Consider the following 19,495-nt stretch of genomic DNA (forward strand, 5'->3'; position numbering starts at 1 on the left):
TCGCATCGGCCGTGATCCCCGCCGCGACAACAAAGTCCGCATATGTAAGATCATCGAAGCATGCCCCAGGATGCACGTTGCCGACTTTCGGTGCGGTCGCCTCCAACACACACGCCATTCGGATCGCGTCGCTGCGCGAAGAGAGCGATGAGGCGAGCAGCCTCCACGCATGATTGCTGCAAAATTCACCGCTCGGACGGCTCACGACGTTGGGGCCGCCGCGATGCCGAACTGGGACAGGAATGTTTCCATCGTTTCGAGCGTTTCCTCAGGGTTGTCTTCAATCACATAGTGACCTGTCGTGGCGAGTTCCTTCACCGACGCATGAGGCCACACTTGCTCGAACCGTCGTAAACATTCCGGACGGAAACACCAATCCTTCATCCCCCAAATCAGTTGCACCGGAACGCTCGAAAAATCAGGCAGGTCCGACTCGAGTTGTCTCAACGTCGCCATCGTCGGATGTTCGGGCGTCAACGGAATGTCACGCACGAACCGATCGATCGCTACACGGTTCTCCCAACTGTTGTACGGCGCGAGCAAACCCGCCGCCGCGTTATCGGATAAACGCGTTCGCGACATTGCCATCGTGATCGCCGCTCGAGCGAACAGATTCAATCCACGCACCGCCGGAGTCCCGACAATCGGCCATCGACACGCCGCGATCCGGCGCGGCATGTACGGCGGAGGAAACGCGGCCGTGTTGAGCAACACAACTCCCCGCACACGATCGAGACGTTCATGGACAGCCGACAAACCGATCGCTCCGCCCCAATCGTGAGCGAGCAAGACGATGTTTTGCAAATCGAGTTCATCGATCACGCGGACGAGGTTATCTCGGTGCGCGGCCATCGTGTACGCGAACTCGTCGGCAGGTGGTTTTTCGCTGCGTCCGCACCCGATGTGATCCACCGCCACAACGCGGCACCTCGGCGAAAACCGCTCAATCGCCTTCCGGTAATAAAAGCTCCACGTCGGGTTCCCATGCACGCACAATAGCGTCAGCCCAGCCTCGCCGGATGACTCTTTGGTGTCGATGTAACGCAGTGCATGCCCATCAATAACCAGTGTCTCGGACGGGTGCGGGAACAGATCCTCGGCGACGGAGATCATATGCTGTGCGTTCGTTTCCGTCGTCAAGGGTTCGTTGGGGGTAAGAGAAAGCAAAACGTGAAGCGTCTGTCGTGGCTCGCCGGGAAGCGACAACCACACGCACCGCACGCGGGAACCGAGAGCCGACCGCGAAGTTTGTCGATTCGCCCGCATACCTGCAACCCGCGTACCTGCCGGACGACACGTCTGCAATAATGAATGGTGCCCCGAACGCGTTTGGCCCCCCTATCCCGTTCTTCCCTCAACTACCAAGGCGACGTGATGAAACTTCGTACCGCGAACATGGTCCTGGCCGCGACGATCCACACCGCTATGTGCCTGCTCGCCGCCGGTGCATGTGCCCCATCCGCTCACGCCCAACCTCCCGCCACACCGACGCAGACGGCCCCGCCCGCCGGTCAGCCAACCGAAATGAGCGCCGGCGATTCCTCCCCGACCGGACGCGAAGCTCGGTTGGCGGCTTACCTTTCCGGAGCAACCTTCACAGGCCAATTCACGGTCGACGGCAAACCCGACGCGGCCCCGAAGCCAGAGTCCTACACGATCGCTTCGTGCGAACCGCTGGCCGAAAAAGACATGTACCGGCTCAAGGTCAAAATCCGGTACGGCGACGTTGACGGCGAATTTCCGATGGACTTAAAAATCCTCTGGTCCGGGTCGACTCCCGTGATCACGCTCGACGGAGCTTGGATCCCAGGCCTGGGAACGTTCTCTTCACGCGTACTGATTCACGACGGACGGTATGCCGGTACGTGGCAGCACGACGCCAAAGGCGGCCACCTGTTCGGCACAATCCAACCAGCCGCCGACAAAGCCGCCTCCGAATAGCCCCCACGCCTTCATCCGGAATCAAATCAATTCAGGCGTTAAGGGCTTTCACCCGCAGCCTCTTTCTCCAGCGTCGCGAGATACTTCGCCAAACGAGAGCGAACTTCGGGCGTAGCCGCTTCAACGGCGGCACGCTGCGTTTCAATAGCGGACGCGAGGTCACCAAGTTCGTATTGCAAGTGAGCGATCGTATCCATCAGATAAACGGCATTGGCACCCGCATCGGAAACCGCGTCCTGCGTGGCATTCAACGCCATCTGTAAAACATTATTCTTCTTCGCTTGGCTGTCGCGGCTCAGTTCGTAGACGGACCAAGCGATTTGATTCACCCCTGAAGCGTCCAACGATTCGTCCGCTAACATCTCAGTGGCGACACGATTCGCCGCAGATTGAGCGGTCTTGGCTCTCGTCATCAGCAAACTGAGCTTGATCGATTTCAACTGCGTCTTGGAGGCCTCGGATTTTCCATTGGCGATGTAGTCGTCAATCAGTTCGATCGCCTCGTCTTCTTTCTTCGAACGCAACAACTTACTCAACTGAGTGATAATCGCACGCGATTCTTGCTTCGCGGCAAACTCCTCCCGGTAAGTTTCACGATCCCAGCGATCACTGACGACTTGCTCCAGTACGTCGTCGATCGACATCGGGTGGCCGATCCATTCGATTTTTGCGTCTTTGCCAACGATGAAGGCGCAAGGAATACCGTTTTGCATGGCGGCTTTCATGTAGTCACGGTTGGTCGACCCGTCGGGATCCGATGTCAGGCAATATGCCTTCGTCAGTTCGCCGTAGGTCAGCGGAGTCGGTTCCTCTTCTGACTCATCGTCTTCATTTTTATCGCCGGCCTCACCTTCAGGATCATCGGTGTGACGCGAACCTTGGCGGACCTCACGCTGCAGAAACGCGTCGACCGTTTCCACGTCTTCTCGAGTGATGCTGACGATCTGCACACCACGATCGGCATACGCTTTTTGCAATTCGACAATGTGAGGCATCGACGCGATGCACGGGCCACACCACGTTGCCCAGAACTCGACAACGTAGACTTTGCCGGGTTCGAACTCCGTGACTTTGGGATAACGCCCTTCGCCGTCGTGAATCCAATTCTCAATGTCCAGTGCCGGCGCGGGTGAACCGATCGTCATGGGAGAAAACTCTTCCTCCTCGGCCACCAGACCTGCTTTGTCTGCTTTGATCTTGGCCGGCTTAATCTTGGCCGGCTTGATCGGAGCAGGCGCCACCTTTGCTGGCGTCGCCGTATCCTGATCTCCTCCCCCCGCGTCGGTGTCTCGACAGATCGCGTTTGGGCAAGGAAAGGCGAGAGCCATCGCGAACGAGATCACGAGCAACAATTTCTTCATCAAATTGTTCCTGAACTTTGTGTTACAGAATGAGGGACGAGTCCGAATGCCGAGAAAGGCTCCGCGTGCCGCACGGAACCCCAATGAGGCGGCACAGGCCCGATACGTTTCAGGCCCGAACGACACGCAAACGTCCATTCTGACGACAAACCGTGAGGATCGCTATCAGCGTCGGGCCACCAGCAAGTTAGGGCTGGTCTTGATTCGTCCACAAGGGGTCACCAACCATTGAGTTTGGCGATACGCCCTAAGACTCCGATACCGTAGCGTCCTTGTCGGTTCCCGCCGTTTTCGACGTATTTCTTCACGAGCGGCAAAGCCGGTTCCCCCATCCAATCGATGACATTGTGCAGCATCGTTTCGTTGTTTGTTCCCTCGAAGAGCAGGCTATCGAGGCAGGCGATCGCATCGTCGGGGTGTCCAAGGTTAACGAGTGTCCAGGCTGCCATCATGCGAACTTCATGTGCGTCGTCTTGCAACGCTCGCTCGAGAACGTCGATTACCTCTGCCGCATCGCCGCCGAGCAGGTGGAGCCCGACAACCGACCACCAACGCACGACTTCATCGCCATCCGACATGCCGGTCACAAACGTGTTTAGGTTCGCCGCATCACGAGCAAGGGCCAGGTCAGCGATATCCAAGTACTGTTCGAGCGGATACAGCGAATCGTCACGCACCAATTCGTACAGCGTAACGTTGTGGGCCGCGGCGCGACGTTCCCGCATTTTTTCCGGCATCAAACCCGAGTCTCGCAGTTCGAGTTGCTTGGCCCGCATCGCGGACTTGAGTTCGGCAATCTTCGCCTGATGCTCGGGGACATTGATCAAATTATGAACGTTGTCGAAATCCGATTCGTTGTCATAGAACTCCTCGGACACCCGTGGTCGAAAGAACCGCCCGGTGATCTCGTCGGTTTTGCCTTCCCGGTGATGCTTTTCCCAGGCCGTCGTCAGTGGTGCCTTCCACAGGTAGGCCAAGTGTTGCCCGGCGGGTGCGTAGGGCATGTAGTTTTTGTGATACGCGAACCGTGCATCCCTCATCAAACGGACGTTGTCGAGTCGTTCATCAGCACGTTCTCGGAATCCGAAGTGATACTTCAGTGGCGACTCGACACCGTCCCCCAAAAAGACTCGGCCTTGGAATTGGTCGGGAATCTCGGCTCCCGCCAAACTGAGCCATGTTTTGGGCATGTCAACGAAACTGACTAGGCGGTCGACCGTCGTGCCCGGCCGAGCGGCGGGATAGAACTGTTTCCATTTCTCGGGTATGCGAATCACGAGCGGGCAATGCACGCCGCTCGCATAAAGGAAACGTTTGCTTCGCGCCATCACACCACCGTGATCGGAGTTGTAGACAACAATCGTGTCGTCATACAAACCGTCCCGTTTTAGCTCGGCGATGATCTCGCCCACTTTGCGATCCATTCTCTCAACCGCATCGGCATACTTTGCATAGTTCTTCCGAACATCGGGCAGGTCGGGATGGTACGCGTACAACTTCATCTCCGCAGGATCGCGTTTCGTGTTCTCAACGTTTCCGTGAGCCCGGCTCTCATGACTGTCGTTGATGTTCATGACAGCAAAAAACGGCTGGCCTGGTTGACGGAGCTTCCAACCGTACTGCGTTTGCTTCTTTCCACCTGCGTAGTCCCAACATTCTTTGTCGGGTCTTCCGCCAATGTTGTAATCCGTCTTCCCCGGATTCGAAGTGTGATAGCCCGCCTGTTTTAAAAGGTCGGGATAGTAGTGAATTTGGTTATGCGGGATCTCGTTGCGACTTCGCATCGGTTGAGTGCCATTGGAAACACCGTACATCCCCGTGATCCAACATGATCGCGTCGGCGCGCAGACAGCGGCATTGTCGAAACAATGCGTATAGCGAAACCCTTCCTTTGCCAATTGGTCGATTGCAGGTGTTCGAGCATTGGTTCCTCCATAGCAACTGATCCATGAAACACCGTTGTCCTCACTGGTGATCCACAGGATGTTCGGCCGTTCCAGGTTGACGGAAGCCTGGTCCGGCTCAGGCTCGCCGTCGGTCGCCGCGTTTGGTGCCGCACCAACGGCGAGACCGTATCCGATGAAACAATGAAACACGCAAAGCAATGCGATCACTTTGCAGGCCGTTGGTAGAACCGAAGTGGGATTGGCGAAAATGCGAAAGGCAAGAACGCGGATAGGAAACTTCACAGGTATGTCCGTACGAGGTTCGGTGGGGAGACGGCGTCCCATTGTCATTGGTGGCGAATGACGCGTCAATCAAATCGAAAAGATAGCCAGGCGTTTCAAACACATGGGTGTTGTCAGGCTTGTTGCAGCCGTTTCATCACACGACTCCATGCCAAACACTTGGCGAGGTCGAATGGCTTCATTCCGTTTGCCGCCGGTGCTTCCGCGTCCGCACCATGTTTCAAACACACATCGACGCCATCGAGTGATCCGGCTAGGGAAAGTTGGTGCAGAAACGTGAATCCCTTGTCATCGGTTTCTTGGAGGAACGACGGGTTTTCTTGCAAAGTCTGCTCGAACGACTCTCGCATATTGACCGACATCGGGTGCTCGGCGGCGGCAACCTTTGCGTAGTCTTGCGGCTTCTGCGGCGTCTTCTTGAACCGAGACAGGAACCCTTTTTTCTTGGGTGGATCGTTACTCAAGTAGCTTTCCGGCACCAATGGCACGATGCCGACGTCGCCAAAGTTGTGTCCCCACGCACGGTCGTGCTGTTTACGCTCTCCCGCTGCCATGCGACTTCTCATCAGGTCGATCGTGAAGCCACCACACACTTCTCCCATGCAAACGTACATCCAATCGCCGAGCTGTTTGCCGGTGATCTTCACACGCTGCCCCTCTTGAAAGGACTTCAATGAGAGAGGCGTGTTGATCAGCGTGCCCTCAACATGTCGCCCATTGAAGTCCACGTCCATCAACCACATGTGCTCCATCTCCAAACCGTCTGGATTGGCGGCTCGCACTTCGGGAGGATCGGACAGCGAGGCTTTGACCGCGGCGAGCTCCAATCCGGGGATGATTCGACGCCTTTCCCAAGCAAGCTCTCGCCAGAAAAACTTGAACGTTTGTCTGGCCTTCTTGCTCGCCGCCTCCATCTCAGGGTCATCACCCGGTGACATAAAAACAGGGCTTTCTGCGTTTGACATGCGGATGACGCTTTCGGTTGGAATGTGGGGGAATTCGAAAGGGAATCATGGAGGGACCGACACGGCGGATAATCGCATTGTACGGTGCTGGATCCCGTGGATGGGCGATCCGCCCGCAGTCGCGGTGATGCTCTCCAATCATTGATGCTCAGCATTCATTTCATTCCTGCCATCGCGAGATTCGGCGTGGCTGCGAAGCATCTACGCGAGCAAAAAATGTCCAAAATGCTGGCGTGCGGTAGTAGTTAGTTGCGGAACGCACGTGTCAGTCTCGTGACGAGCGAATGCCACTAGCAACGACTGCTACCGCAACGATGCCCGGTGTGGACCTTCGCCGTCACGCACCCCCGCATCGAAAGAACGTCCCCCACCGCTCGGCCAACGACGGCTCGCGCCCTACCGAGACTTCAACACAATCTTCGGCCCCACATCATGAACCGACTCGGACAAACACCACACGTCTTGCTGCCAATCTTGTGTGCCATCGTGATGACGTTGTCGTCAACCGTTGCCACGGGCGCAAACGACCGCCCCAACGTTGTATTCATCTTGGCTGATGATCTTGGTTATTCCGATCTAGGCTGCACCGGCAGCGATTTCTATCAAACCCCAAACATTGACACTTTGGCCGTCGATAGCGTCAGGTTCGACCAAGCCTACTCGTCTCCTACCTGCTCGCCGAGTCGCGCGGCCATCATGAGCGGCAAGAATCCTGCCCGACTCGGTATCGTCGGCCACGGCGGCTTGCGAAGCATGGCGGGCGGCGGTGATTTTCTGGTCAGTGAAGAATATACCCTCGCCGAAGCACTGCGTGATGTCGGCTACACAACCTGCCATATCGGGAAATGGCATGTCGGCACCAAAGGCGTCACGGGACCGCAGGAGCAAGGTTTCGACGAGGTGATTGCATCGAACGAATTTTGTTGCCCGGGCAGCTACCTCTACCCATTCCGCGACAAACGCAAGCAGGGCAAAGCCGTCGAAAGAAGCGCGGTTCCGGATTTGGAGGATCGCCGTCCTGGCGACCACCTAACACAGTGTCTCGGAGAGGAAGCGGTTGCCTTTCTCAAGAGACAAAAAACCTCTGACAAGCCCTTCTTCCTCAACCTTTGGCACTACGCGGTGCACACGCCGATTCAGGCAAAGCCCGAAAAAGTGGACAAGTACAAATCGTTGGTCCAGCCAGACGGACACCAACGCAACCCAAACTATGCGGGACTGGTTGAACATCTCGATGACAGCGTCGGAATGGTGCTTCGAGCAATCGACGACCTGGCGTTGAGCGAAAATACGATTGTAATTTTCTTCAGCGATAACGGTGGCGAAATTAGAAAAGGCGTGACCTCCAACTACCCGCTGCGATCGGGAAAAACGTCTCTCTACGAAGGCGGCGTTCGCGTGCCCCTGTTCATCCGATGGCCTGGCGTCACACGAGGTGGAGAAAGATGCAATGAACCCGTTGTCGGTCATGATCTCTACCCAACCATCCTCCGCATGGTCGGGACGGAAGGGCGGCGGGAACAAAACTCAAAGATGGACGGGGTGGACATCACACCATTGCTTCGTTCTCCATCAGCGAAGCTCCCTTCCCGGTCACTGCACTGGCTGCGGTATGGCGAATTGGTCCACTACCCAACATACAAAAACGATCGTGAGTTCGGCCCATGTGCCGCAATTCGCAAGGGAGACTGGAAACTCGTCGAACGTTACCCGACTCCCCATGGGCTAGAGCACCGCTTCGAACTGTTTCATTTGCGAGATGACCCCAACGAAAAACAGAACCTCGCGAGCAACTATCCTGAAAAACTCGAAGAACTTCAACGCGATCTCACCAACTGGCAAACCGAAATCGAGATCCCAAGCTACATGCAACTCGCTTACCCAGCATTCGAAAAAGTGAAGTAGCAATCGGTGACGTAGCATTCGGAAAGTCTGCCGCCAAACAGTGCGATCAACGCGCGGCGTGTCAGGAGCGATTCACCCGAACAGGACGTTTCCCACTTGCGGGCCGACTTCGCAAAAGCGCAAAACGCCGCACCCGGTCTGCGATAAATCGATGAAGTAGCCCTCGGAAACACGCGAGGTCAGAACTACACTCGGTTGATAGCAGTTTCTCTCATATTCTCACGTCACATCCATCGCCGGCAATTGCCGATCGGCATGGCACGAAGGATGTCGCGAGGGCACACTGCACAGGGGCACCTCATTCAAAAATTTCTCGAGGATTTATTTCCTCAAGTGCCCGCGAACTTTCAAGCACAAGAAACTTTCAAGCACAAGAAATATTGAATGTTATTCAGGCGGGCGTCGAAGCAGCACCGAAAAGGTTCCCCCAACGACCACCGACAACGCGGCGCAAACAACCGACTGCGACGATCACGAATCGAGAAATTGGAGGCTCGTTGGTTGCTCGCTGCATCGATCGGTGGTGAACCCAACGCCCATCTCACGGATTCGTTACCGGAACCGATCGCCGAACTCAGCTTTGAGCCACTCTTTGATGATCGCGATCTGTCGGTGGCACGCTACGAAGGAAGTCTTCGAGATGGATTTGTTGATCGCCTCTCCATTCATGTCGACAACCCCACCGAACTCTCGCTGTACATCGACACGGGGGGCGCGGCGGATCACTACACGGCGCAACTGTTCGATAGCAATGGCAACTCGATTGCTTCTGCGTCTTGGCTTCGTCAGGAGGATGTAGTTGATCTCTTCGCTTCCGAGCCTGGAAGCTACGTCATCGAAATTGAAGCGAGGTCGAACGGCATTGCGCCGTTCGACTATCAACTACGTGTGCTACAGGGAGATTTGCCGTTTGAGACCGGTATTGCTGAACCTTCGCTATCTGCGACGCCAGGCGTGTTCCAGACAAGCGTCGCTGGCGTGGTCACTAGCGGGCTGAATCCCGAAGACATGGATTCCTTCTCGCTCGGAATTCTCGCGCCGGGAACCGAAATCGATGTGCTCGCTAGCATGCCGGCCGACGGGACCGTTGTTCCAATTCTCGAAGTCGACGGCCCAGGCGGCATCATCGTTGACCAGCAATCAGCGAGGGAGCACTTTCAAGGCGTCACAACGATCACCGGCGAATACCGAGTACGCGTTCGCAACGAAGCGATTCTTGGGGACAGTCGCTACATTAGCCTCGACCAAAAGACCTGGACTGCAGCCGATCAGGCCGCGCGAGATCTTGGTGGGCACCTCCTTGCCATCAACAGCCAAGAAGAACAATCGCTCGTTGAGTCATTTGGGGCAGAGTTGTGGCTCGGGTTGAACCTTGACGAACAAGCCTCCCCTGAAATGCTTCAGTGGACGAGCGGGCAGAATGTCACCTTTTCCAACTGGGCAGATGGCCATCCGCTTTCCAACGGGCCGGCGTTGGTCGCAGCATCCGGTGATTGGATGATGGACAACTATCCGTCGTGGCGGAGTAGTTTGCCGGTTGTTGAGCTTCCTCGTGTCGGGACGGAACCGGTTGAGTCTATCTCGGGTGCAGACGGGCTCTACGTGCTGGACGTTACGATCACTGATTCAGCCGCACCTCAAGTCACAGGCACCTCAGGGATCCCGACTCACGATTTGGTCGCGACGTCTCCCATTGCCACAATAGAACTCGCTCTGAGTGAGCGAACGCAAATATGCGAAGCATCGGATAGCATCGTCGACCTTCGGGAAGCGGGTGAGGATGGTGAGTTGTTCACTGACGACGATCGAGTGATCAACGTTTCAACAGAACTCGTGCTGTGGTCCCAAACTTCGCAATTGGACATCCAAGTCACCGACGGTCCGCTCGCGAACGGTTTTTACCACCTGTTCGTTTCTGACCGGCTCACCGATCGATTTGGCAACCCACTTGCCGGCGGAGAGGGATTCAGCAAATCATTCGAAATCGCGTTCGATTCGACCAAACACATCTTCGAAGGTGTCAGTAACGACTCGATTGCGACGGCGACTCCTATCCCGCTGACTGCAGACACGGCCGAGGCTGGCCTGCTGCACAACACAAAAACTGGGCTCGGATTAGTCGAGACGTCCGAAGACGTCGACTATTGGTCATTCGAAGCCCCTGCAGACTCGATGGCGGTGATTCGCCTAACAAGCACTCGTCCGCACTTGGTGGAGTTGCTCGACAAGGATCAGAACGTTCTCGCCACTCAAAGACAAAAGTCCAATTCGGATTACCTGTCACTCGACGCACGGCATCTATCCCTTACGGGCTCTTCCTTTTTACGCGTCACCCGCATTCACGGCACGAATGACAACACGCCGTACCAACTCGCATTGGATCTTTCAACTTCGATTCCGATGGCGTTCATCGACGATTCCTCTGATAACAAAGGCGACTTCATTCAGTTTGATGAATTATCCAACCCACGCTCCGGTTCTGTAACGAGCGTTCTAAGCGGACAGGCGGGCCCCAATGGGCATATCTTCCCACTCGGTCAGATCAACGCAGGATCGACGGTCAAACTGCGTGCGAACCTACCAAGCTGGAGCATGCTGAAACCGTTCGTCGATCTTTATCAAGGCTTCTCTCGCGTTCTCGATCTCAATGTTTCCGAAGAAGTCTTTCACGGAAAGGTTCTGCAGGACGCCGAGTACTTTGCGGTCATTCGAGCAGATGTCGGAACGGGATTGCACGGACAGTACATTCTCGACGTGGAAATTGAAGATGATGTCGCTCCGCTACTGCTCGATACGATCGAACTGCCTCGCGACGGGGAAGTCGGAAACGAATTCATTGGCTGGTTCGGCTTGACCTTCAGCGAAAGAATGCGGCTAACCGGTCAAGAAATCGACCTTCGGGAATCTGGAGCCGACGGCATTTTTGGCACCGATGACGATCGCATTTACGAAGTTGAACTTGCGGGCGACACGGTTTCGCAGGAATTCAAGTTTGTGATACCTGACGGTCCTTTGCCATCCGGTCAGTTCCAAATGACGGTCACCTCCGACGCGACCGATCTATCGGGGAACGCTCTCGGCACAGAAACCCCCAACGCATTTATCTTCGAGATCGACGCTCTGGATACGACGCAAATTTTTGAAGGTGTCGAGAACGATTCGAGAGAGACGGCCACTTTCTTGCCGCGTGAGATGGATTCCGGCGGAACGAGCTTTGCCCGTACGCTTCCTTTCGGCGTGGGGGCAATCGAAACATCCGATGACTCGGACTGGTGGCGGGTAGAAGCCCACGCAGGTGAGACACTACGTGTAACCCTAAAATCCGAGCACGGTGCCGGTGTCACTTTTGAGATACATGACGCCAATGGAAAAGCAACCAACTACGACATAACCGAATACTCATTTGCGCCTGAGCAATTTGTCGTTGCACACTATGACGTTCCAAGCGACGAGGAATATTACATTCGTGTTATCTCGAAATTTGGTCTCATTAATCATTTTCGCACGCAACAAAACTACCAACTACGTGTCGACACCGTCGCAGACGCGCAGACAGAGCGGCGTGAACGGTCAAACGATTCGTTTTACTTTTCAGATACCCTCGCCCTCCAACAGACCACCGAAGGGTATTTATTCGGAACCTTTTCCGGAACCCTTCTCGTCGATGATCAGGACGCTTTTCACATCGACAATATTGACGAAGGTTTGGAAACACGGTTGTCGATCGATCGACCGGAATGGAGCAACGTCGAACCACGAATTTTTCTCCGTGAAAACTACGATATCACCGAGTTGACTCCGGAGAACGATGGGACTTATCGACTATTGTCCTCCGACGCGACCGAGTACGATATCAAAATCGTGGCCGACCCTCTCAACACGGGCACAGGCATCGACGGCCAGTATTTGGTAAACGTTGACATTAGGGATGCCAAGCCTTTGTCGGTCACCGATGTTCGAGGCCTGCCATCCGATGAAGGCGATACCGATTACCGTTTGTCGGAGTTTGATATCACCTTTAGCCGCCCGCTCAACGAACAACTCGCCATCAACCTCGAACCAACGCTGATTGGCGCGGGGACGGACGGCGAGTTTGGCACTGACGACGATCACTCGTACAATCTTCAGCATGAGTTCAGTGCCGCCGAAGGTAATGTCGAGTACGACACACTCCATTTCCACCTCGACACGGGTGCAAACGTCTTGCAAGAAGGCAGGTACCAACTGCATCTGCCTGGAACGCTCCGATCGCGATTTGGTAGCCCGCTCGGAGCAGGCGAAGGATTCTCCACTACCTTCTCAATCGGCGAATTGCCGCGTGGGTATCGCTGGGAAGGTCACGAAAACGATGAACCGGCAGGCGCGGTCCACTTGGAACCCGAGTCACCGGGTTCGGACTGGTTCACTCGTGGTATCGGTTCTCTGGAACGAGAGGACGACGTTGACTTCTGGAGCATCGACGCCGCCGCTGGTGATCGGGTTACCGTTTGGACGCCCAGTCGATCCGGTGAACCATTCATCGAGATCGAGGTTAGCAGCCATACCGGCGAATCCATCTCGCCCGTCGTGTTGCAACCCGATCACGACGAGAACGGGGCGTTCGAGCAGTTCCGAATCCCATCCGATGGCACGTACCATTTGCAGCTAAAGACAAACACATCGGAAATCCCCGACGATCGTCTGTATGAGGTTTGGGTGAACGTCACGCCGCAGCCTGAAGGACAGACGACATCCGACCATCCCGATTCGGATTACCCGTACTTTGCCGAATCGGCACGAGGAACAACCGCGGTCGTTGCAGGTCATTTCGATGTGGCCGAGTCGACCCAGACGGGTGATTACGAAAGCGACATGTACGACCTGAGTCATGTGCCCGAAGGCACGGTCGTGCAGTTAGAAGTTCGCGCAACGACCTGGGCAAACGCCACGCCCTATGGTGTCGTTGCCCCACTCAACGATCCCATTAACAACGGCAACATTTTTACGGGAACCATCACTGACGCCACGAGTACTCAGTTGATTGTTCGGCCACGAAGCCGTCATGACGCAGATCCGATCGCGGCCAATTGGAACGTGGACTACATCGCGAAGATCCGAACTCTCGATGTGGTTGCTCCGTCAGTCACGATGGACACGGAAGAAGTCGGTGGCAAAATAGTCATTCGCGCAGTAGCGAAAGACAGCGACGACACCAATCGGCTCGGTTCCGGAGTGGTCACCATGTCACTATTTTCGATTCGTGACGGGATCTTGGAACATCTTGTTTCGAACCCGGCCGACACGATCGAATTTGAATTGCCTGAGTCCAGTACCGACGTTGTGCTCGCGACCGCAGCGGATCGCGTGGGAAATCCATCAGTCTTCAATCTCTTGGAACATGATCTCGGTCACGTTACCGTCAACTCATCCATCGCGAATGATCCAGACGTCACACTTCCCTCTCGCATCATCGTGGGACCGGGAACACGCCTGACGTGGACAGGGGCCTGGGACGTTCTCTCCCCGCACAGCGATGGAGAACAAATCATCCACCGTATCGCGAACGGAACACGAGTCATTGAATTGGACAATTCACTCGGCGATCAAAACCCGGTCAACTCGTTCGACGTTGATCGGAGCGGTGGTGTCTCCGCATTGGATGCTCTGATTGTCATTAACCACCTCAACCGTACCGGCAACGAACCGATCCAAGGGCTCGGTTCCGAAGGCTACTACCTCGACGTCAACGGCGACTCTCATTTCTCGTCACTTGACGCATTACAGGTGATCAACCAACTGTGGTACCACGACCAACCATCCGCTGAACCGGAAATCAATTCCACTATCATTGCCGCCAGCTCTCAAGTGGTGAGCCGCAACGATCCAAGCTCACGATCGCTCGTCAGCGAACCACAAACAATCATCGGGATCGCGCCCGCAAAACAAACTGCGAACGTCCAAGGTTCAGAAGTGTCAACTCGAAGAGTCATCACACAGAACGCGCCGACGATAAAAGCCGACCAAACCACCCTCGATCCACTCTGCGTCGACCTGGCAATCGCATCACAAATCCGCGGCGAGTTTTAGTCTTCACCGAAGGACGATTCTTCGATAGGCGTTGGCCGTCGTTGGATAGGGACAACCGAGGCCCACTCGACAGACGGGTAGGTTCATGGGAAACGCCACGCACTGCCCTCGCTGGGATTCTCGCTGAACGCTCGCATCCCGCACCTCTTCAACTGCGTTCAGGAGGTTGAATTACGTGCGGAGACCTTTCGGCGGCGTGCACCAACTGCGACTGCACAAAGCGTGAGAAACGCGAAGGAAGCCGGTTCGGGCACCGCGGTAACCGTGCCGTTGAAAGCAAAGCTGTCGAGATCATACGTTGTCCCCGGCAGGGAGCCATCACTGTTGCTGAAATCAGATGAAACCTGAGTGTAGAGGCGAAACTCAATCGGAGCGGTGACATCTTGAAATTCAACTGCCGAGAGATCAATCGTCGCCCCAGCTAGCGATACAGTACCAATGTCGGCGTTGAAACTATCGACACTCGAACGAAATGCGAGCTTATCGGGCAGTCTCCCTCCGTTTGCATTTGCATTGCCCGAGAAATTGAAATTGTCAAAGCTAACGACAGCATTGGCAGCAGGATTGATCGTGAAGCCAAAATAGCGGTCACCGGCAACGACGTTAGGCCCAAAAGTCCGCAGCTCACCAGCGACGAGTTCATCATACCCACCGTTGAGCGTGTGCCCTGGCCGCGTGACTCCGGGGCTCGATATCAGCGGGTCTGCAACCTGCCCGGAAAAATACGGGTCGACATTCCCAGGAACGTTGCCAGCAAAATCGTTGGACAGGATCACCGCCGCGTTTGCGGACGTGGATGCCAGAAGGATAAAACAAGGGATCGTCAAAAGTAAGCGAATCATGGTTGGCCCTCAAAGGTAAGTTCAACTTTCATCACGCGAGAAATACCGCGTGTCCATTTCAGTTCATTTCAGCGGTTCAGGCGGAGGCTACTCAGCGGCGGCTTCTTTCATCTTCTTCGCCATCTCTTTGCTGCGATTGCGACTCGCCTTTTGAGCCTCGATCATTCCTTCTCGAAGTTCTTCAGGGGTTTGGCGATACTTTGCCATTTCGTCTTCGTCGTAGACGCTCTTGGTGCCGCTGTTGTCGCCGCACCCGATCGAACTCAATACGATCAATGCCAAGACAAATTGGAAACACTTCATGCTTTCACTCCGATTGGGCTGTTGACGAAAACCTATCTGACAACGCATCAGCCGATCGGTGCTAGCCGCGGTTGGAATGGGACAACCGTGGCTAACATTCGACGGCGAGTTGGTTTGCCGAGGCTTTCGAATAGGTTCTATAAACTGGACATGTCCGGAGTCTCTCGGCTCGCTCGAGTGCCGAGTGCTCCCCATAACCCATACGGGCTTTGACGTCCTGCATTGGTTGCCGTCGGCGTCACGTTGCCGGACGCGCTGTTGCCCGCTTCGATCGAATCGGTGACAAACTTGACCGCCCCATCACCCATCAAAATGTGAACACCACCTTGGTGACGGCTCGACGCGGTGTAGTTGCCACGCGCGGTCATGACGCCCCCCCAATCACCGGCACCGGCATCCGTGCAGACCTCCGAGTTGGGTGGAAGGACAGTGTGAAAGCCGCCCATGATGTCAAACGAACTCGCCCACTGGGCACCACGACGAAGACGCGGGGCACCCGCCCAAGTCGTGAACGTGACCGACGAGTCCCAGAATTGCGGACGCTCGGGATCGAGTCCGTTTCGACACGACAACGGATTGTGTTCCAACGGCGAGGCTCCACCGATTTGGTGCACGGCGGCGCGGCTTCGTTTGTCGTTGTCACCGAGGTCCGTGATGATTTCGCCGTACATGACGGTGTTCGCCAAACCGTCCAGGCAATCTCGGAATGCCGTTTGTCGGCGTGCGAAAAACATTCCTCGATCTCCGGCACGACTGTTCGCAATCCAACTTTGGTCGGCGAGCCGATCAGTCGTGCTCCACCAGACATATTCGCCGTTGGGTTGCCCGTAACTATCACCGAGGCATGCCGCGTAGTTGGTGCGTCCGTACGCAGGGGCACCGACGCCGGGATCGCTCGGGCAGCGATACGTTTGCACCTCGGTCACCCAAGGAACGTATTGGTCATTGCCATCGACCGTGGGTCCCATCGCCGGCCAAGGATCGGTGGTGGCGCGAGTGGTTCCGTTTGAATTTTCGATACTGGGGTTAGAGATCTTTTCCCAGATCGCTTGCTGTTCAATGAACGGCAAGATCCCGACCAACGGGCTGAGGTTGAAGATATTGCTGTCTTGCGTGAACCCCGGTGGCCAGGATTGCCCGTCATTCGTTCCGGTTCGATAGCCCGGTAGTTTGTTGTACGTGGAGTGGTAGTTGTGAACGCCCAGCCCGATTTGCTTGAAGTTGTTGCTACAACTCATCCGCCGGGCAGCCTCACGGGCGGCTTGTACGGCGGGCAGCAGAAGCCCCACCAACACGCCAATAATCGCGATCACGACCAGCAGTTCAACGAGCGTGAACGCGAGCCGACGTTGGGGCCCATTAAGATCTCGAACCATGATTCAATTCTCCACAATGAATGTTCCTCCCAAACGCGTCCGAACGGAAACAGCGAAGGTGAGGTAAAACGGAAGCCGGCTTCTCGATCTCTTCACGTGTCCCCGACGTCGCAACAATCCCCATACCGGCACCGAAAGAACCGCTACAGAGACAGAACGGCGACGTCCAAGACACTGCCGCAAAGAGTCCTTTCTATGCTACGGACCTCGGGCGCCCGATCAATTCGCTCATTCGAGCGATATTCCCGAATTCTTTGAGAACACACGGCGACGAGACGCAGCGTTCTCGGGGCGTAATCGGCTGACTATTGAAGGATTTGACGCGTCTTTCTGATCGCCTTGGGGACCCGATGCCCGTAACTTCGGAATCCGTATTGTGACGAAATGAAAACTTTGTCTAAAGTTCGACCGTGTTCGAGTATTTCTCCCTCCGTCGGCTCGCAGTCATGCGTCAGAATCGTCCGCACTCCACGGCCGTTTTGTCCATCACGCGATCACTCCTGGTGAATCGTGCGGTCGCGGTCTGCGCTGTCTTGATTGCGACTGTCCTCAGCGGGTGCAGCCAAAATCCGTATCTGGCCGGCGGTGGTACCTCGGTCTGGCAGCCACCTCCGACCACGACGACCTCACTGACGGCGAGCCAAGCTCAACTCGCCGAGTTGAACCGACGTGTGCAATTGCTCGATGACAACAATCGCCAACTAACCACACAGCTCGCACAAAGCGAACAGCAGGCTCAGGTGTACCGCGACGAATTGAACCTCGTTCGCAAACAACTCGCCGACACCGCTCAACAATACGATGCGGCTCGAATCGCCGCGAACGAAGCGCAGAACTCGGCACGCAGCTTCCAAGCGTCAGCCCAACTGAGGGGCGGAGCAACCATCCGAGCAAACACTAACCTGAACCAACTCGCCGGACGGCTCAACCTCGGTAACCTGCAGGTTCAGCAAGACGGCGAGGTGATCCGAATCGTCCTGCCATCCGACCAATTATTTGTTCAGGGCTCGGCTCAATTGCAGCCGCAATCGCCGGCGATCTTAGATCCTGTCGCCGCACAACTGCGTTCGGTCTTCCCACGCCAACGGATCGGGATCGAAGGGTACACCGACAACGCCCCCATGTACGGTGGGGCCGCCTCGAGTGCTCATCAACTCACCTCGGCGCAGACCTCCGCAGTGCTCGATGTGCTGACACGTCGCAGCGGTATGCCGGGGCAACAACTCTTCATCGTCTCGCACGGATCGAACAATCCTCGCGGCGACAACTCCACCCCGGCGGGCCGTGCCGCGAACCGCCGGATCGAATTGGTGGTCTACCCGGAAACGTTCTAAACTCGTGCTCGGGTTTCCGGTCGGCTCTCGTTTCTCTCGGATTGGCTCTCCTTTCTTTGCAGGTAATTATCCTGTAACAGTGTTCTATGGTGAGACCGGATCCGCCTCGGCACGCCATCTGCTCGCCCTGCAACACGGGCCGGTTAAGCCGACTGGCGTCTCGCGACGGTGGTTCTCCTCCGTTTGATTTCGTTTCCCTGCACGCAGGTTTGCTTCGTGTCTGATCAGACTCAACTCGACAACACTCCGAATGTTTGGCGTCGTTTGATTGTCATTCCCGCGATCGCATCGATGCTCGTCGGTATCCTCGCCTCGGGCGATTCACACGACCGGGAACCGGTTTCCGCTGTCGTGACGGCCCCTCAACCGATGTCGGCCGAAGAGATCGCGGCCGCCCAGGAAACGGACTCGAATGAAGTAGGCAAGACGGTCGAGGTCAGCATGGACGAGATGCTCGACCTCGCTGAAGACGCGTTGGAGGCAACGGTTGCCAACGTGGACGATTACACAGCCCGAATGATCAAACAGGAGCAAGACCGCAGCGGTGTGTTGCAACCGGCCTCGGAATGCTTCATGAAAGTCGCCACTCGACACCCCGGCGGCAAACCTGGATCACCGCTGAAGGTCTACATGCGGTTTGACTCACCCGATGACGTTCGCGGCCGTGAAGTGATTTGGGTCGAAAATGAGAACGACGGCAAACTGCTCGTTCGTGAGGCGGGGGCGATCGGTGCAATGATGACTGTCCCCTTACCACCGGACGGGTTCCTAGCGATGCGAGGTCAGCGGTACCCGATCACCGAGATCGGTTTGACCCGTTTGCTCGAAAAACTGATCACGCGAGGTTCGGTTGACCGCGAAGATCCGAGCGTTCGAGTTTTCAAAACAGAAGGACACCCGTACGACGGCCGATCCCTGACTCATCTGCGGATTCAGCGAAGCAAGCCGAGCGGCCGCGAAGGAGACTTTTCGCTCGCCGAATTGGTCCTCGATCGCGAGCGAAACTTGGTCGTCAGCTTCCGCAGCTTTGACTGGCCCGACGAAGAAACCGGCGAACGAACGCTAATCGAATCGTACGAGTACCACGACCTCCAACTCAACGTCGGCCTAACCGATCACGACTTCGATCCGGCCAACCCGGAATACACGTTTGTCGAGAGCAAAGCGTCACGCTAGGCCTCGTGAATCGCCGAAAGTCTTGGCGATTTTCGCT

13 protein-coding genes are annotated in these 19,495 nt (G+C 56.0%); 5 read left to right on the forward strand and 8 right to left on the reverse strand.

Going from position 1 to position 19,495, the window contains the following annotated elements; all coding sequences use genetic code 11:
* Both RSSM_RS35015 and RSSM_RS26160 read right to left on the reverse strand, forming a co-directional pair.
* Positions 1 to 160 (reverse strand): triphosphoribosyl-dephospho-CoA synthase (locus tag RSSM_RS35015; RefSeq protein WP_390174071.1); only part of this gene is annotated, 160 nt, incomplete at its 3' end.
* A 41-nt stretch (positions 161 to 201) separates the two neighbouring features.
* Positions 202 to 1,113 (reverse strand): alpha/beta fold hydrolase, encoded by a 912-nt coding sequence (locus RSSM_RS26160; RefSeq protein ID WP_044303698.1) that lies wholly within the window; start codon positions 1,111 to 1,113, stop codon positions 202 to 204.
* Between the two features lie 261 nt (positions 1,114 to 1,374).
* On the opposite strand from RSSM_RS26160, the gene RSSM_RS26165 reads away from it, so the two are divergent.
* A complete protein-coding gene (locus tag RSSM_RS26165) occupies positions 1,375 to 1,941 on the forward strand; it encodes a hypothetical protein (protein WP_008686858.1) in 567 nt (188 codons plus the stop codon).
* Positions 1,942 to 1,979: 38 nt separating this feature from the next.
* Here the strand turns inward: RSSM_RS26165 and RSSM_RS26170 are convergent, their stop codons facing one another.
* The 3 genes from RSSM_RS26170 to RSSM_RS26180 all read right to left on the reverse strand — a co-directional run bounded on the left by RSSM_RS26170 (position 1,980) and on the right by RSSM_RS26180 (position 6,456).
* Complete coding sequence (locus RSSM_RS26170) at positions 1,980 to 3,302, reverse strand: redoxin domain-containing protein (RefSeq protein ID WP_236621402.1); 1,323 nt, start codon at positions 3,300 to 3,302, stop codon at positions 1,980 to 1,982.
* 218 nt (positions 3,303 to 3,520) lie between these two features.
* The gene (locus RSSM_RS26175; RefSeq protein WP_236621403.1) at positions 3,521 to 5,491 is read right to left on the reverse strand and encodes a sulfatase-like hydrolase/transferase; all 1,971 of its coding nucleotides are present in this window, start codon (positions 5,489 to 5,491) and stop codon (positions 3,521 to 3,523) included.
* Between the two features lie 113 nt (positions 5,492 to 5,604).
* Positions 5,605 to 6,456, reverse strand: coding sequence for a DUF2314 domain-containing protein (locus RSSM_RS26180; protein ID WP_008686864.1), 852 nt, complete (start codon positions 6,454 to 6,456; stop codon positions 5,605 to 5,607).
* Positions 6,457 to 6,888: 432 nt separating this feature from the next.
* Here RSSM_RS26180 and RSSM_RS26185 point away from each other — a divergent pair, with 432 nt between their 5' ends.
* Positions 6,889 to 8,361: a sulfatase gene (locus RSSM_RS26185; RefSeq protein WP_008686869.1), complete on the forward strand. Its 1,473-nt coding sequence runs from the start codon at positions 6,889 to 6,891 to the stop codon at positions 8,359 to 8,361.
* A gap of 384 nt (positions 8,362 to 8,745) precedes the next feature.
* Positions 8,746 to 14,427: a dockerin type I domain-containing protein gene (locus tag RSSM_RS26190; RefSeq protein ID WP_008686871.1), complete on the forward strand. Its 5,682-nt coding sequence runs from the start codon at positions 8,746 to 8,748 to the stop codon at positions 14,425 to 14,427.
* A gap of 158 nt (positions 14,428 to 14,585) precedes the next feature.
* Here RSSM_RS26190 and RSSM_RS26195 read toward each other — a convergent pair whose 3' ends face one another.
* The 3 genes from RSSM_RS26195 to RSSM_RS26205 all read right to left on the reverse strand — a co-directional run bounded on the left by RSSM_RS26195 (position 14,586) and on the right by RSSM_RS26205 (position 16,948).
* The gene (locus RSSM_RS26195; RefSeq protein WP_008686874.1) at positions 14,586 to 15,269 is read right to left on the reverse strand and encodes a PEP-CTERM sorting domain-containing protein; all 684 of its coding nucleotides are present in this window, start codon (positions 15,267 to 15,269) and stop codon (positions 14,586 to 14,588) included.
* Between the two features lie 87 nt (positions 15,270 to 15,356).
* Positions 15,357 to 15,572, reverse strand: a complete 216-nt coding sequence (locus tag RSSM_RS26200) for a hypothetical protein (RefSeq protein ID WP_008686875.1) — start codon at positions 15,570 to 15,572, stop codon at positions 15,357 to 15,359.
* A gap of 137 nt (positions 15,573 to 15,709) precedes the next feature.
* Complete coding sequence (locus RSSM_RS26205) at positions 15,710 to 16,948, reverse strand: DUF1559 family PulG-like putative transporter (protein ID WP_008686877.1); 1,239 nt, start codon at positions 16,946 to 16,948, stop codon at positions 15,710 to 15,712.
* Between the two features lie 410 nt (positions 16,949 to 17,358).
* Between RSSM_RS26205 and RSSM_RS26210 the strand changes: the two genes are divergently transcribed.
* Together RSSM_RS26210 and RSSM_RS26215 are read left to right on the forward strand one after the other, a co-directional pair.
* Positions 17,359 to 18,282: an OmpA/MotB family protein gene (locus RSSM_RS26210; RefSeq protein WP_008686879.1), complete on the forward strand. Its 924-nt coding sequence runs from the start codon at positions 17,359 to 17,361 to the stop codon at positions 18,280 to 18,282.
* A gap of 216 nt (positions 18,283 to 18,498) precedes the next feature.
* The gene (locus tag RSSM_RS26215) at positions 18,499 to 19,458 is read left to right on the forward strand and encodes a DUF1571 domain-containing protein (protein ID WP_008686881.1); all 960 of its coding nucleotides are present in this window, start codon (positions 18,499 to 18,501) and stop codon (positions 19,456 to 19,458) included.
* The last annotated feature ends 37 nt before the right edge of the window (positions 19,459 to 19,495 follow it).

Source organism: Aporhodopirellula sallentina SM41 (assembly GCF_000346505.1).
In the GTDB taxonomy this organism is placed as follows: domain Bacteria; phylum Planctomycetota; class Planctomycetia; order Pirellulales; family Pirellulaceae; genus Rhodopirellula; species Rhodopirellula sallentina.

Excerpts from the sequence above, each read along its gene's own strand:
- RSSM_RS26160 (WP_044303698.1), bottom strand. The coding sequence starts at position 1,113 with ATGATCTCCGTCGCCGAGGATCTGTTCCCGCACCCGTCCGAGACACTG.
- RSSM_RS26165 (WP_008686858.1), top strand. The coding sequence starts at position 1,375 with ATGAAACTTCGTACCGCGAACATGGTCCTGGCCGCGACGATCCACACC.
- RSSM_RS26170 (WP_236621402.1), bottom strand. The coding sequence starts at position 3,302 with ATGAAGAAATTGTTGCTCGTGATCTCGTTCGCGATGGCTCTCGCCTTT.
- RSSM_RS26180 (WP_008686864.1), bottom strand. The coding sequence starts at position 6,456 with ATGTCAAACGCAGAAAGCCCTGTTTTTATGTCACCGGGTGATGACCCT.
- RSSM_RS26185 (WP_008686869.1), top strand. The coding sequence starts at position 6,889 with ATGAACCGACTCGGACAAACACCACACGTCTTGCTGCCAATCTTGTGT.
- RSSM_RS26190 (WP_008686871.1), top strand. The coding sequence starts at position 8,746 with ATGTTATTCAGGCGGGCGTCGAAGCAGCACCGAAAAGGTTCCCCCAAC.
- RSSM_RS26195 (WP_008686874.1), bottom strand. The coding sequence starts at position 15,269 with ATGATTCGCTTACTTTTGACGATCCCTTGTTTTATCCTTCTGGCATCC.
- RSSM_RS26200 (WP_008686875.1), bottom strand. The coding sequence starts at position 15,572 with ATGAAGTGTTTCCAATTTGTCTTGGCATTGATCGTATTGAGTTCGATC.
- RSSM_RS26205 (WP_008686877.1), bottom strand. The coding sequence starts at position 16,948 with ATGGTTCGAGATCTTAATGGGCCCCAACGTCGGCTCGCGTTCACGCTC.